The organism is Phyllobacterium brassicacearum (genome assembly GCF_003010955.1).
GTDB classification, from domain to species: domain Bacteria; phylum Pseudomonadota; class Alphaproteobacteria; order Rhizobiales; family Rhizobiaceae; genus Phyllobacterium; species Phyllobacterium brassicacearum.
In genome coordinates, this window is sequence record NZ_PGGO01000014.1 from 15,021 (window position 1) to 29,501 (window position 14,481).

Genomic DNA, 14,481 nt, shown 5'->3' on the forward strand with positions numbered 1-14,481 from the left:
TAATCATGGATTCACAGACGATTGTCGAAGCCCTTTTTCTTGGACTGCTGGAAGGGTTAACAGAGTTTATACCGGTCTCATCCACCGGGCATCTGCTACTGGCCGGGCATTTTCTTGGCTTTGAATCCAATGGCAAAACCTTCGAGGTCCTGATCCAGCTTGGCGCGATCCTTGCGATCCTCTCCGTCTATTTCGGCCGTCTCGTGAAAATCGCGCGGAATCTTCCCAGCGACCCGAAGACGCGCCGTTTTGTGACGGGGGTGCTCGTCGCGTTCCTGCCGGCAGTCATTATCGGTGTGCTCGCCCATGACTTCATCAAGACGGTGCTGTTCGAAACGCCCATGCTGATCTGCGTGATGCTGATTATTGGCGGATTGATCCTGCTCTGGGTCGATCGGCTCGAATTGAAGCCGCGTTATACGAATGTCATGGAATATCCGCTGTCGCTTTGCCTGAAGATTGGCCTTATCCAATGCTTCGCCATGATCCCCGGCACGTCGCGCTCCGGTGCAACCATTGTGGGCGCGCTTCTGCTTGGTACGGACAAGCGGTCGGCGGCGGAGTTCTCGTTCTTCCTGGCGATGCCGACGATGGCCGGCGCCTTTGCCTATGATCTCTATAAGAACCGCCACATCCTGACCCTCAACGACGCGTCGTTGATCGTTGTCGGGTTTATCGCCGCGTTCTTCGCCGGTGTTTTCGTCGTGCGCTATCTGCTCGACTATGTCTCACGCCATGGCTTCGGCCTGTTCGCCTGGTGGCGGCTGGTCGTGGGCACAGTCGGACTGATCGCACTGATCCTGATGCGGTGATCTTTGTTCTGACTCTTTGTTTGACGCAATTCCGGACGGAAAACCGGGTTCCACTTTTCCTGGAGTTGCTCTAGACGGGTGTCTGGCTGGAATATTGTCCATGGCTCCGGAAGCGCCAGAGATAGGATGGCAGGATTGCCTCAATGGTCTGCGGATGGATGCCGATACCTTCGAGCGTGCGCTGCTCGGCCTTGGCGGCATGGGACACGACATTGTCATGCTGCAGAAGCACGACCTGGTCCTTGGTCAACATTGGCTTCGGCAGATAGCCGAGGATCTTTCCCTGAATCTTTGCCACCCAGAACGGTATGGACACAAACAGGCGCTTGCGCCCCGTGACGCGTAAGACGGCCTCGAGGCACTGCTTGAAGGTCAGGACCTCGCTGCCGCCGAGCTCATAGGTTTGGCCGGGCGTCAGGGTGCCATCGACAGACCGGGCGATGACTTCGGCAACATCGCCGACATAGACCGGCTGGAATTTGGTGTTGCCGCCGCCAATCAACGGCAGGAATGGCGACATGCGTGCCATGCTGCCAAATTTGTTGAAGAAATTGTCCTCGGGTCCAAAGACAATGGATGGGCGGATAATGACCGCCTCAGGTAGGATATCGCGAACCGCCGCTTCGGCCCGACCCTTGGTGCTGGCATAGGCAGAATGAGAACGCGGGTCGGCGCCAAGGGCGGACATGTGCGTTAGCGGTACCCCAGCGGCGCGGGCAGCCTCGGCGACGGCGCGCGCGCCAAAATCATGCACGGTGCTGAACTTCTGGCTGCCGCTTTCGAACAACAGGCCAACAAGATTGATGACATGGTCGGAACCCGCGACAGCGCGATCCACTGACCAGCGGTAGCGCAGATTCGCCTGGACGGCCTGGATCTGACCGACACCGCCAAGGGGCTGCAGATGGAAGGCGAGATCTGGACGGCGTACGGCAACGCGTATGCGATAGCCGCGTTTTGCCAGCGCGCGCACCACGTGACGACCGATAAAGCCGGAGCCTCCGAAAACCGTGACGAGTTTTGGCTTTATGATTGTCATCGAGCTCTCCTGTAGACTCTGGCCGACATGCTTGGCGTATCATGAAATGCATGGCGCAACAGATGCTGTTTAATGCCTTTTCAAGGCAACGCAAAGGGCTGTTGGAAGGCAAATCTCGCGGCGCGTTGCCGCGCTGTCCCGATTCGGTCACGCGGACATGCGCAACATGATTTCGGCATTGAGGAGAATGCGCGAATCCTTTGGTAACTCCATGTTGGAGTCCTGATCCTCGCCGAGTTTGTCGAACAGGAGCCCTATCGCAAGGCGGCCGATCTCGTTGTAATTTTGCGCGACCGTCGTCAGGGGCGGGCACATGTAGCGCGACAGCGGCTGGTCGTCATGCCCGGCAACACGCAGGTCGCAGTCTTCGCCACGGCCTACTTTGAGCCCGGCCTGATAGGCAGCGGCGAGAACACCGTAAGCGATCCGGTCATTGGCACATAGCACTGTTTTCGTAGGAAACCCGCCCTCCCGCAGAATTCTGGCAGTCGTATCGAAGCCGTATTTTTCGAATTCCCAGTTCGCATGGGCTTCAGGCTCGATAAATCGGGGCTCGAGATTGAGGTTCCCCATGGCCTCGCCATAGGCCTCGCGGCGTTCAATGGCGTTGCTGTTGACCGAAGTCATGCCGAAGTAACATGGCTGGTCGCCGGAGCGGGTCAAATAGTCGACGATCAGCTTGAAACTCTGGCGGTTGTTGGTGCCGACGAATGGCGACGTGTCGTCGAGAGGGGAATCGATGTAGATGAGCGGAATGGATTCGCCAAGTTTGGCGAGTTTATCGTGATGCGATTGTACGCCGAGCGGGCCGATAATGGCGCCGGCAACATTCATGGACTTGAATGTTTCGATGGCACGTTCTTCCAGTTCCGGCTTGCCATCCGAGCTCAGCACAAAGGCGAGATAGCCCGCCTGCTCGGCAATACCTTCGATACGCCGCGTGAGCGACATGTAAAATGGATCGGTCGAATTGGGGACAATAAGCCCGAGAATGTTGGTGCGGCGCCGATTGAGATTGACGGCGAAAATATTCGGACGGAAGCCGGATTGCTTAACGGCGGCATCTATGATCTCTCGCGTCTTCTTGCGCACCGAGTTCGGGTCGTTGAAATATTTTGACACGGTCGGACGCGACAGCCCGACAAACAGGGAGAAATCCTCCATCGTCTTGATCGGCTTTTTCACCGCATGCTTTCCTTTTCACGATCGCTTCGCTCATTCCAACACCTGGCGGCACACCAGTCGCGGTACAGTGAAAGTCGCTCCGTAATCATCGCTGAATATTGTGCCGGCGCAATACATCTTCTGATTGACAGCACTCCTCCTGGCAGTTGAAAATTTACAGGCTCGCTCGCGCGCGTCAATAATCCATTTTGCTTGTATTAATTTTCCGGCGCAGCAGACTGCGCGTTCCGATCTCGGTGAGCAGTCCGGATGGCCATCCAGTTGGCTACTCGCTTCGTGATTTAAGTTTACGCGTGCAAACTTGCTCGAATCTGACCTGATCGGCCCAACGGCAGGATTCCAAGTTCGCGACGGGAATTTGCATCGCCATGATACATCAGTAGCATGGTCGCTCTGATCGTCAGTTGAAACAATGACAAGGAATGTGCAATGGAAGGCGGTATTCCGAATCCCGAGGTATTTACCCATGTCCGGGTCATCATCGGTATCGTCCTGGGCTTGAGTATTTCTCGTCTATTGACCGGTGTTGCCCGCATCATCCAGCATCCGCAGCGCAAGAATATCTATGCCGTTCATCTTGGCTGGGTATTTTTCATGCTTCTCACGGTGGCGCATTTCTGGTGGTACGAATTTTACCTGCACCAACTGGTGACCTGGAAATTCGAGGCCTATCTCTTCGTTATTTTCTTCGCGAGTTTGCATTTCCTCGCCTGCGCAATGCTTTTTCCGGACAGCATGGAAGGCTATTCCGGCTATGAAGATTATTTCATGTCACGAAGGACTTGGCTCTTCGGCATTTTGATATCGATTTTCCTTGCGGACATCATCGACACGGCCATGAAAGGCATGGAACATTTCCGTTCGCTCGGCTCTGAATACCCCTTCCGCAACCTGTTTCTGATCCTGCTCTTCGGGCTGGGGATCTTTGTTCGCCGGCAAAGAGTGCAGCTTGCCCTGGTCATTGTGGCGCTTGTCACACAGATCGCATTCATCCTGATCCAGTTCGATACGATCTGAACGAAGCGAACGCGCTTTCGTCGTAGGAGCTGCCGGCCAAAGAAAAACCCGCCGGCTTGCACCGGCGGGTTTCGATTTTTCGAAGGCGGAAAGAAACTTAGTTCTTTTCCTGCTTCTTCAGAGCGGCACCGAGGATGTCGCCGAGCGAAGCGCCGGAGTCGGTAGAACCGTACTGCGCAACAGCTTCCTTCTCTTCGGCGATTTCCAGCGCCTTGATCGAGACCTGCAGCTTGCGGGTCTTCTTGTCGAAGGCGATGACGCGAGCGTCAATCTTCTGACCGACCGTGAAGCGTTCCGGACGCTGTTCGTCGCGGTCGCGGGACAGATCAGCGCGGCGGATGAAGGTGTCGAGGTCGTGATCGACCAGACGCACTTCGAGGCCGCCATCGGTGATGGCCGTGACTTCAACGGTAACAACGGCGTTCTTGCGCAGTTCACCCGAAGTAGCGGCTTCACCGACCTTGTCGCCGGTCAGCTGCTTGATGCCGAGCGAAATGCGTTCCTTCTCGACGTCAACATCGAGAACCTGCGCCTTCACAACGTCACCCTTGTTGTACTCTTCGATGACCTGCTCGCCCGGACGGTTCCAGTCGAGGTCGGAGAGGTGAACCATGCCGTCTACATCGCCGTCGAGGCCAATGAACAGGCCGAACTCGGTCTTGTTCTTGACTTCGCCTTCGACGATCGTGCCGACAGGGAACTTGTCTGCGAAGGTCGTCCATGGGTTGTCGAGGGTCTGCTTGAGACCGAGGGAGATGCGGCGCTTGACCGGATCCACTTCGAGAACAACGACTTCAACTTCCTGCGTGGTCGAGAGCAGCTTACCGGGATGCACGTTCTTCTTTGTCCAGGACATTTCGGAAACGTGGATGAGGCCTTCGATGCCTGGCTCGATCTCGACGAATGCACCGTAGTCGGTGATGTTCGTGACCGTACCGGTGATCTTTTTGCCGATCGGGTACTTTGCACCGATACCATCCCAGGGATCGCTTTCGAGCTGCTTCATGCCGAGCGAAATACGATGGGTTTCCTGGTTGATACGGATGATCTGAACCTTGACCGTCTGACCAATGGACAGGATTTCCGACGGATGGTTGACGCGGCGCCATGCCATGTCGGTCACATGCAGAAGACCGTCGATGCCGCCGAGGTCAACGAACGCACCGTAATCGGTGATGTTCTTGACGACACCTTCAACGACCTGACCCTCTTCGAGGTTCTGAACGATTTCGGAGCGCTGCTCAGCACGGCTCTCTTCAAGAACGGTGCGGCGCGAGACAACGATGTTGCCGCGGCGCTTGTCCATCTTGAGGATTTCGAAAGGCTGCGGGTTGTGCATCAGCGGGGTAACGTCGCGGATCGGGCGGATGTCGACCTGCGAGCGCGGCAGGAAGGCTACGGCGCCGTCGAGATCGACGGTGAAACCACCCTTGACCTGATTGAAGATGACACCGTCGACGCGTTCGCCGCGGTTGAACTTCTCTTCCAGACGGACCCAGCTTTCTTCGCGGCGAGCTTTTTCACGCGACAGAACTGCTTCGCCGAGAGCGTTTTCGATGCGCTCGACATAAACTTCAACGATATCGCCTGGCTTGAGCGAACCGTCCTTGGCTTTCGCGCCGAATTCCTTCAGCGGAACGCGGCCTTCAACCTTGAGGCCGGCGTCGATGATCGCCATGTCTTTTTCGATGGCGACGATACGGCCCTTGACCACATAACCTTCAGCAAGGTCATTGGTGGCAAAGGACTCTGCGAGAAGAGCTTCGAAATCTTCGCGCGTTGGATTGGCTTGAGACATAAATACTCCTGGAGTGTCCGGAAAACTCGTCGGACACAGCACCGGTGGTTGGTGTTTCGGTTCATCTGCATGCCAACCCGCCCTTTGAGGGCAATCCGGTGCCTGGGTTGACGGCAAATGTTTGCGGCTAGTCTAATGCGTGTTCTTCGCCAATGCCTGGTCAATCAGGGTTTTGGCATTAAGGAACGCGGTCTCTATATCCATTTCCGTCGTATCTAGCAAGTGCGCGTCGGCAGCTGGCTTGAGGGGCGAGTCCGTGCGGCCCATGTCGCGGGCGTCGCGGCGGGTGAGATCCTCGAGAATTTCCTCATAGTCAGCGCCGCCACCATTGGATTTGATTTCTTCAAAGCGCCGCTTGGCCCGTGCTTCTGGCGATGCCGTTATATAGAGTTTCACCGGCGCGTCGGGGCAGACGACAGTACCGATATCGCGGCCGTCAAGCACGGCGCCCGGCGAGCGAGTAGCAAAGCCCTGTTGCGCGGCAACGAGCGCGCGGCGCACGGCGGGCATGACGGCGACCTTGGATGCCGCCTCGCCGATATCATGCGCGGAGAGCACCTCGCGGTCGAGTTTCGACAGATCGACGGTGCGTGCGGCCTTTTCAGCAAGAAACTCATCATCGAGTGGCATGTTCTGGTCCATCAGTACCTTGGCCACCGCGCGGTAGGTCAGGCCCGTATCAAGATGATGATAGCCGTAGGCGTCGGCGATGCGACGGGCGAGCGTACCCTTGCCGGAGGCGGCGGGACCATCAATGGCAATGGTGAAATGGGTCTGCGGAACCGGACGATCCCTGTCCTCGCGGTCGAAGAACCACTGTCCGAGCGCGAAGAGCAGATAGGCGGCGGCAAGCACCAGCGTAATGATCGGTGTAATGCCGATAGTGACAAAGGCGAAGCCGCCGAGCGTTGTCAGCATCGATTCCAGCCAGCCTGGTAAGACCGTTGCCAGATTCTGCAGAAGGGCGTCGATGGCCAGAATCAGGATGAACTGGAACACGAAGAGCCAGAACAGGAGAGCAAACAAGCCAAAGGGAACGCGCAGACCGATGCGCTCGATCGCATAGGGAATGGCAACGATGGCGAATGACATCAGCAGGAAAAACATCTAGCTCCGTGCCCTCTTGCCCATGAAAAAGCCTATCCCGTATCCGGCAATCGATCCGAACGCCGGTGGCAGCAGCAGAAACTGATAGGGCATCCATTCGCTGCCTACGGTCCCCGCACTCAGTGCACCGGATTTTGCGCTGTCTGAGGCATTCCACGCATAGAGGAAGATCAGCAGCAAAGGAAGAAGGACCCGCGATATTGTGCTCAACACGCCCGGCCAGGGCCGAGGCTCCTTGCTCGCAACAGTTCCATTATAGGCGCTCCGCCCGGCCCAGACGATGAACGGCACGCTTGACATCGCATAAAGAAAATACACGGTGAGAACGGAAAGCAGTGCGTTCATGCCTGATATCTGGTTTCGCTTCAGTCTGCCGCGTTGTGTTCGGTAATTTTCGCACCCATTCCCGTCATCATATCCATGAATTCAGGAAAGCTTGTGGCGATCATGGTTGAATCGTCGACACTCACCGGCTTTTCTGCAGCAAGGCCCATGACGAGGAAACTCATTGCGATGCGGTGGTCGAGATGCGTTTCGACGGTACCACCACCAATACCCTTGCCATCCGGGCGACCGCGAACGCTTAAGCTTTCCGGCCCCTCGGTACAATCGACACCATTGGCCTTGAGGCCATTGGCAACAGCGGATAGCCGGTCAGATTCCTTGACACGCAGTTCCTCGAGCCCGTTCATGACTGTCTCACCGCTGGCAAGACAGGCGGCGACGGCGAGGACAGGATACTCATCGATCATCGACGGCGCGCGCTCGGCCGGCACGTTCACACCCTTGAGTTCCGAGGCGCGAACGCGCAGATCTGCGACGTCTTCGCCGCCGGCCAGCCGGGCATTCAGGATCTCGATATTGGCACCCATCTCCTGCAGTGTCAGGATGAGCCCGGTGCGTGTCGGGTTCATCAATACATTGCGGATAGTGATGTCAGAACCTGGCACCAGTAGTGCAGCAACCAGCGGAAATGCTGTGGACGAAGGATCGCCCGGCACATCGATGGTCTGGCCGGTGAGCTTGCCCTGACCTTCGATCCGGATGTGGCGCACATTGTCCCTGTCGGTCTCGACGGAAAGGTTTGCGCCGAAGCCCTGCAGCATCTTTTCCGTATGATCGCGCGTCATCACAGGCTCGATCACAGTCGTGATGCCTGGGGTGTTGAGGCCTGCGAGTAGCACAGCGGATTTCACCTGCGCCGAAGCCATGGGCACGCGGTAGGTGATCGGGGCGGCCACTTTGGGTCCGCGCAGCGTCAAAGGCATGCGGTCACCCTCGCTGGCCGTGACCTGCACGCCCATTTCGCGCAAGGGGTTGAGCACGCGGCCCATTGGTCGCTTCGACAGCGAAGCGTCGCCGATGAAAGTCGTCTCCATATCATAGGTGCCGACGAGACCCATGGTCAGGCGCGCCCCGGTTCCGGCATTGCCGAAGTCGAGTGGCGCTTCCGGCTGCAGGAGACAGCCATTGCCAGTGCCCTGTATGACCCACACATCGCCTTCCTTGGTGATTTTCGCGCCCATGGCCTGCATGGCACGCCCGGTGTTGATAACGTCCTCGCCCTCGAGCAGGCCCGTGATGCGCGTCTCGCCGGCGGCAAGCCCGCCAAACATGAAGGAGCGGTGCGAGATCGATTTATCGCCGGGAATGCGGATGTCGCCGGAGAGCGCCTTTGAACGGCGGGCGATGGCGGGTCTTGGCAGCGCGGAGTGGGACATGGACAGAGTCAATCGCGTTAGATAGCTGTGGCGGGGATGCGGCGCTTCTCCTAACACAGCTTGCCTGTGCGGTCATCTTGCAAATGCAAGCTTTTTCGCTTTGACAAATGCGCTGAATTGCGTTTATGGGACCTCAAATCCATTTTGATGAGCACTTGCATAAACGGCTGGTCGATGAGAGACCTGAGTGTGAGCCGAATGCAGGCGCAGCCAGAAGACGAGGCAAAACGTGGCAAATCCAAAACTTGGCACCAAGCGAGTTGACCCGGAAACCGGGCAGAAATTCTACGATCTGAACCGCGATCCGATCGTATCGCCCTATACGGGCAAGAGCTATCCGCTCAGCTACTTCGATTCGACCGTTGCATCGGCTCGCGAGGAAGAAGAAGAGGTCGAGACGGAAGAGCTCGACGTTGCTCTCGAAAAGCCTGAATTCGTTTCGATCGAAGATGCGGACGCCGACAGCGACAGTGATGTGCCGGATATCGGCGACGATGATGTCGAGGTCGATGATGCGGATGATGACGATACCTTCCTCGCCACCGACGAAGAAGATGAAGATGATGACGTTACCGACATTCTCGGTGGCGGCATCGGCGAAGACGACGAGAATTGAACCTTGAACGCGCATGACTGCGCGGTCATGCCCTGAATAATCCTGTTCGCTGAAAATAACCGGCGAACAGGACTTGATCTTCGCGCAAGCGGGAGATAAGAACCCGCCCGGGCAAGGTTCCAGACCTTGCCGGACAGTTTGCCGGTTTATCCGGTCCAGGCCTTGGCGGCCTGTTGGAATGGGGCCATAGCTCAGCTGGGAGAGCGCTTGCATGGCATGCAAGAGGTCAGCGGTTCGATCCCGCTTGGCTCCACCAAATTTCTCAGTACATTTCAATAGGTTGCAGCAGTGATGCTTCTACTGCCGCCGTCCATATTGGTTCTGGGCACCCGGGGGCATCACCGTCCGGAATCTGATGGACTTTGCGGCGATCCTATTTGTTGCCTTCAGTGTTCGAGTCATGTGAACAAAATGAGAACGTATTCCCATTTCGTCAAGGACGAAGATGCGGCCGTAGCCCGCTTGCGATGAATGGAAGATCAATTATCATCAGCTTCCATGTAATCCTGCGAGCGCTCCCGCCTCACACAATGTTGAATCCATCACACAGAAGGCCTGAACAGTTGCATACGTCCACAATCCACGAGTTCGGCTTGTCGCGGTTAAAGATAGCTTTGATTATTGTAGGGCTAGCAGCAGTGACATTCTCTAGCGGCAGAATTGTCTTTGGCTATAGCGAGCTCGTCTACCGACCCGAATGGGGATATTTCATTTCATCGGTCTGTATGCCGATTGGGGTATGCGGCATCGGTTTGATGCTGTGCACGTTAATAGCAGCACCCCAAACCCTTGTGACGATCAATGCTCAAGGCATTAAGGATGTGCGGGTATCGCCGGATCTTATTCCGTGGACAAGAATCCAGAGCATCGAAACGCGAAAGATGGACCGTGTGTGGCAAATACTGCTTCGTGTCAACAATGCCAGCCAGCTAGCATTCTCTCCAACTTACAAGGGTTTTCGCGGCGACTTTGATCCAGCATCCGACACTAGGACGATTAACATTTCACCCGCGATGTTGAACGTAGATCGCCTAGTTCTGGAAGACATTCTGAGGGTGTATCAGCGCGCGCTTGGTCTAGGCCAATCCAAAATGGTTGTGCGAGAACGGAATGAATACGGAGCATAGGGCACGCTACGTGTCGATCCTGACTAAGTCGTACGTGACAGGCGTTGTCGCGGCGAATGTGGCATTCAGTCCGATATACGGCTGGTACGCCGTCTTCGCAATTTTGGGGTCGTTCGTCTTTTCGCTCCCTGTTTTTGCCGTTCTCCTTCTACTGTACGCACTGAATTTCGAACTGGTGAACAGAAGGTGCGTCCTCTTTTCGTTCATTGCGTCGGCTGTGGCGCTCACCATTCATTGCGTTGTGTTTATAGGAGTCGACGGAATGCGGGGAGCCCTTAGGTTCGAAGAACCTCACGTCTACCATTTGGGGTTGCCGTTGTTAATTGTCTTCCTTTCGTCCGTCCTTTTCGTCACGCTCGCTAGCGCTGAGCAAACGCAAGCGGCATCCGACTGATGAGTGAAGCGCGGGCGTCAGATGGCAATATGGAGAAGGCGCTAGACGGAGTGCCTTCGGCTTCGAGCGGCGCATGGGCCATGGAGACCAGCGACAAATGTTAGAAGGAACAGATAGTGTCCGGCGAACCTCGATCCAGCCCGCCACCTGAACGAATATCGGTAGGCCAGCGACTAAGACATCGCATCAACGTTACCATGATTCTTGGCCCGCTGCTGTTGTGGGTATTGAACATACCCGTAATGTGCTGGCTGTCTAATAAAGTCGACCTCACTCCGGCTCTGAACTGGGGCTACATCAGTTTTTGGCCGATCAATGCACGGTACATAATTACGTTGCGCGCTTTCAACGTGCCGGAGAATGAAATTGCATATGTTGCCCTCACCATGGCTAATACCGCGACAATCGGCTATTTCATGATGCTTTGGTTGGTCGGAATAACCGGGTTCTCCGCTGTAAGGGATAGGTTTGGTCGACCTTTATCTGACACGTTGCCAGAAAACCGTTGGAAGCTCGCGCTAGGTGCAGCGTTCTTCCTCATTGCACCCCTCTGCTTGAATTTTAGCGATGGTACAGGGTGGCATGCCTTTTCCGTGCGTAATCCGATTACCGTAGGGCTTGCAAAACTGGACTTGGGTGTGTGTTTTGCATTCGGGATAGCGAGTTTCGCGCTTTGCCTCCTAGTCGACGAAACGATCTACAGGATCAAGGGGCGCGTTAAGGAAACTTTGCATTAAAACAGCCTCAAGAATGGTATTGCAGCGAGCATAAAATGGACGGAGAGAGCTAGAGAAAGCTAACTTGTCAGAGCCTTCTGTCCTCGGGCCGGGTAACTCAAACGTAGGGGTGAGAGGATCTGAGCGATGTCCTGAGCCTAATTTTGGGAAAGGCAGACAGTTAGTTCCTCGCATTGCATAATAGCAAAATTCCGGTCCCCGACAGCTTTCATGAAGCTGTTGGTGCATTTTTCTCCATGAAGCTCAATTACAATATTCTTTACCCTCTTGATCCATCCAATATCTTGGGCTGCGAATACTTTTTCTTCTGCTCCTTCGATGTCCACTTTAAGGATATCTACAAAATCTAATCCGTGCATCGCCATGATCTGATCAATCGTCATCGCTTTCACCGAGCCTACGCCATTGGTGACTTCGACCTTCCGTGCCCACTCGTTTCCTAGTCCGGTAGTGTTTGCGCTAAAATCAAGCGTTCCCTGTTCTGACCAAAGCGCTGCCTGATGCAACGCTACCCGCGATCCGTAAGGAGCCAGATTTCGCGCCAGCGCTTTGCAATTGTCCGGATCCGGCTCGATCGCCACGACCGAAGCTTCAGGAAAGCGCGTCAGTAGATAGGCGGACGAGTAGCCGACATTTGCGCCCGCGTCTATAATCGTACGAACATCACGCAATTGATCGAGGCATCGGTATTCCAAATCTACGAAGATTTGATCGAATACACGGATATCGCTTGTCCCTCCACGTACATAAAGAGGAGTGGCGCAACGTTTGCTCACCAAGCGGGAGGTTCTACCTGCAGCCGCCCGTCGGGCTAAGCTACGACCGACGAAGCCCCTTACACCAAGGTTTTTTATAATCTTTCGATAGGCAGCCAACCTTTTTGCAATAATCTCCACTTAATATCTCCACTAAATACTGTCGTGTACGCGTAGCTTTCCTTGTTTTTGTATAATGCCGAAACCCGCGCCCTTCTGATACCGTTTTGTGGCTATGGAAAACTACAAACCGTTCAAAATCGTCTCAGTGCTGCGCAACGGCAAGGCCATAGGCATTACCTCGGCCTATGATGCTGCGAGGTTCATACTGGAACAATGGCCCGACGACGCAGCGGGACCGAAACTCTACATCTGCAAGGCAATCCTATTTAAGTGTCTGGCGGGGGAATGCTCGGCTGCCGTAGCGCGGGTGGCATTCGTCGAGGCGGCACGAGAAGCTGGGATCTTCATCGAGACGACACCACGACCGGTACCGACCGGCCAGCTGGAGCGCTGGCACAAGACAAAGCAGAGACGGCAATAGCTATCGTAGCCAATGCGGTTTGATACTTGACGGAACAGGAACACGTTTCAGCTTGCCTATTGCTTCTTTGGCTCCGTGCGAACGGAAGAGGTACGACCTGCCCCAGTAGCTGCATTTGGTTTTAATCTGAAATCCAGGTTTCCCTTGACGGCCAGGAGAACAGCATTTGCGAGCAAGTACGGGCTTAGCGCGAAGCCACGAAAATCCATCTTGAGAAAGTTGATCATCGCTTTGGCGTTTTCAACGGGATGGCGATAGGCATTTCGTACGATCAGATACGAAATGCCCATGCGTTTGAGACGAATATGCTGCGAAACAATCCCGCGCTCCCTTTGGGCTAAATGAAAACAGCTTCGCACCTTCTTCCAGAAAAAGAGATCACCAAGCAAGCGGTGCACTGCCTTTGGAGATTTCCAGGAATAAGCGTCCCGGTAGATCGAGATACCTCTGCCCCGTCGCCCGTTAACATTCAATGAGAAGGTCACCGAGTTCGAATTGCGCGCAATTGAAAGCCACGCAAAATAGTCTTCGCCTGAAACTCGCAGATCCGTATTGAATCTCAGATTGTTGAATTGAGATCGCCTACAGACCACTGTCGAGGTGTGCGAAATATATTCGCCTATGAAGGTTTCAAACGCCTTCCCAGGCTTAAACTTGAACGCTCTCCCACCAGCGTCAATCCCTTCCCAGTCCTCTCTGGATGTTTCTTGATTGAAATACACGCTTCGCTCGAAAGTCGTCTCCGCAGCGTCCTCATAGTTGTCGCAGAAATAAAACTGGCCGTCTTCGCCCAAGGTCGCTAACGCATCGTCCAAATGTGAAGGAAACCACACGTCGTCGGAATCAAGAAATGCAACGAACTTCGTCTGAAGGGGTATCGTATCAAGTGCTGTATTTCGGGCCGCGCTTTGTCCCGCGTTTGTCTGACTAAATATCTTGATAGTTATATGGTTGGGCAACTCAAGGTCAGCGAGTTCATCTGCAGGTTTTACCGGGGAACCATCGTCCACTATATAAATGGCAATAGTGGCGCGTGCGGTTAGTTTTTGTTCCATGATCGATTGCACGGACGCTCGCAGTAACCCGCCCTCAGTCTGGAAAAACGGGATAATCACGGCAATATTTTTCATAGGTGTCCTGAATTGAATTGTTTAGACGGACCTTCAATAGTACCTACGGCTATATCCGGTTCATCGGGTGCGATGGCCGGAGAACCTTGCGAACAGCCGACTTTCTCGCGAGCACGCCAGCAAGCGAAGCTGACAAGTAGACTGTTACAGGTCTTTCGACGAACCTGTAGGCGGCTACGCCAAAACCGATAGCTACGATTGTAGTGGGCAGGTAAAGTGGAAGCGTCATTTGCATACCTGACCTTGCCACGACAAGCGCCACCAGGTTGGCGGGTATATAGTGCGCAAGCCGAAGTCGTCGACTTGAATGGAACTTATCTGGGTTGTCTGGCGGATCGGCGGCCAGAATAGCCACTCGGAATTGCACCGAGTCCTTGTGACTGATTGGAAACAATCGTCGTTTCGAGCCAATTATGAACAGATCATAAACCTTTATTCAATTAGCAACGTTGGGTTTTTCAGTAAGTAATTTTGCTTAATGGGGCCACGACAAGAACAT

At 54.9% G+C, this 14,481-nt stretch carries 14 protein-coding genes, 1 tRNA gene and 1 other annotated feature; of the genes, 7 read left to right on the forward strand and 8 right to left on the reverse strand.

Going from position 1 to position 14,481, the window contains the following annotated elements:
* The first annotated feature begins 5 nt into the window (after positions 1-5).
* Positions 6-812, forward strand: a complete 807-nt coding sequence (locus CU102_RS17925; RefSeq protein ID WP_106712470.1) for an undecaprenyl-diphosphate phosphatase — start codon at positions 6-8, stop codon at positions 810-812.
* A 70-nt stretch (positions 813-882) separates the two neighbouring features.
* On the opposite strand, the gene CU102_RS17930 is transcribed toward CU102_RS17925, so the two are convergent.
* Together CU102_RS17930 and CU102_RS17935 are read right to left on the reverse strand one after the other, a co-directional pair.
* Positions 883-1,851: a complex I NDUFA9 subunit family protein gene (locus CU102_RS17930; protein WP_106712471.1), complete on the reverse strand. Its 969-nt coding sequence runs from the start codon at positions 1,849-1,851 to the stop codon at positions 883-885.
* A 147-nt stretch (positions 1,852-1,998) separates the two neighbouring features.
* Complete coding sequence (locus CU102_RS17935) at positions 1,999-3,015, reverse strand: LacI family DNA-binding transcriptional regulator (RefSeq protein WP_106712584.1); 1,017 nt, start codon at positions 3,013-3,015, stop codon at positions 1,999-2,001.
* Between the two features lie 450 nt (positions 3,016-3,465).
* Here CU102_RS17935 and CU102_RS17940 point away from each other — a divergent pair, with 450 nt between their 5' ends.
* Complete coding sequence (locus tag CU102_RS17940; protein WP_106712472.1) at positions 3,466-4,053, forward strand: hypothetical protein; 588 nt, start codon at positions 3,466-3,468, stop codon at positions 4,051-4,053.
* Positions 4,054-4,150: 97 nt separating this feature from the next.
* Here the strand turns inward: CU102_RS17940 and rpsA are convergent, their stop codons facing one another.
* From rpsA to aroA, 4 genes are all read right to left on the reverse strand, one after another.
* Positions 4,151-5,851, reverse strand: a complete 1,701-nt coding sequence (rpsA, locus tag CU102_RS17945; RefSeq protein WP_106712473.1) for a 30S ribosomal protein S1 — start codon at positions 5,849-5,851, stop codon at positions 4,151-4,153.
* A gap of 132 nt (positions 5,852-5,983) precedes the next feature.
* Positions 5,984-6,715 carry a (d)CMP kinase gene (gene cmk / locus CU102_RS17950; protein ID WP_425351569.1) on the reverse strand — a complete coding sequence of 244 codons (732 nt, stop codon included), beginning with the start codon at positions 6,713-6,715 and terminating at the stop codon, positions 5,984-5,986.
* 243 nt (positions 6,716-6,958) lie between these two features.
* Positions 6,959-7,303 carry a hypothetical protein gene (locus CU102_RS17955; protein WP_106712474.1) on the reverse strand — a complete coding sequence of 115 codons (345 nt, stop codon included), beginning with the start codon at positions 7,301-7,303 and terminating at the stop codon, positions 6,959-6,961.
* A 20-nt stretch (positions 7,304-7,323) separates the two neighbouring features.
* Positions 7,324-8,679, reverse strand: a complete 1,356-nt coding sequence (aroA, locus tag CU102_RS17960; RefSeq protein ID WP_106712475.1) for a 3-phosphoshikimate 1-carboxyvinyltransferase — start codon at positions 8,677-8,679, stop codon at positions 7,324-7,326.
* A gap of 229 nt (positions 8,680-8,908) precedes the next feature.
* Here aroA and CU102_RS17965 point away from each other — a divergent pair, with 229 nt between their 5' ends.
* The 4 genes from CU102_RS17965 (at position 8,909) to CU102_RS17985 (ending at position 11,553) form a co-directional block, all read left to right on the forward strand.
* Complete coding sequence (locus CU102_RS17965) at positions 8,909-9,295, forward strand: TIGR02300 family protein (RefSeq protein WP_106712476.1); 387 nt, start codon at positions 8,909-8,911, stop codon at positions 9,293-9,295.
* 180 nt (positions 9,296-9,475) lie between these two features.
* Positions 9,476-9,551 (forward strand) — tRNA-Ala (locus CU102_RS17970).
* A 337-nt stretch (positions 9,552-9,888) separates the two neighbouring features.
* On the forward strand, positions 9,889-10,422 hold the full coding sequence (locus tag CU102_RS17975; protein WP_146146473.1) for a hypothetical protein: 534 nt from the start codon (positions 9,889-9,891) through the stop codon (positions 10,420-10,422).
* A gap of 510 nt (positions 10,423-10,932) precedes the next feature.
* Positions 10,933-11,553, forward strand: coding sequence for a hypothetical protein (locus tag CU102_RS17985; RefSeq protein WP_133624506.1), 621 nt, complete (start codon positions 10,933-10,935; stop codon positions 11,551-11,553).
* Between the two features lie 137 nt (positions 11,554-11,690).
* On the opposite strand, the gene CU102_RS17990 is transcribed toward CU102_RS17985, so the two are convergent.
* On the reverse strand, positions 11,691-12,449 hold the full coding sequence (locus CU102_RS17990; RefSeq protein WP_106712480.1) for an FkbM family methyltransferase: 759 nt from the start codon (positions 12,447-12,449) through the stop codon (positions 11,691-11,693).
* A 94-nt stretch (positions 12,450-12,543) separates the two neighbouring features.
* Here CU102_RS17990 and CU102_RS17995 point away from each other — a divergent pair, with 94 nt between their 5' ends.
* Positions 12,544-12,852, forward strand: coding sequence for a DUF982 domain-containing protein (locus CU102_RS17995; RefSeq protein ID WP_106712481.1), 309 nt, complete (start codon positions 12,544-12,546; stop codon positions 12,850-12,852).
* 56 nt (positions 12,853-12,908) lie between these two features.
* Here the strand turns inward: CU102_RS17995 and CU102_RS18000 are convergent, their stop codons facing one another.
* Complete coding sequence (locus CU102_RS18000) at positions 12,909-13,982, reverse strand: glycosyltransferase family 2 protein (RefSeq protein ID WP_106712482.1); 1,074 nt, start codon at positions 13,980-13,982, stop codon at positions 12,909-12,911.
* Positions 13,983-14,303: 321 nt separating this feature from the next.
* Positions 14,304-14,359: a sequence feature (sul1 is cis-regulatory element that is thought to sense ions involved in sulfur or methionine metabolism; They are found in Alphaproteobacteria), on the reverse strand.
* Between the last annotated feature and the right edge of the window lie 122 nt (positions 14,360-14,481).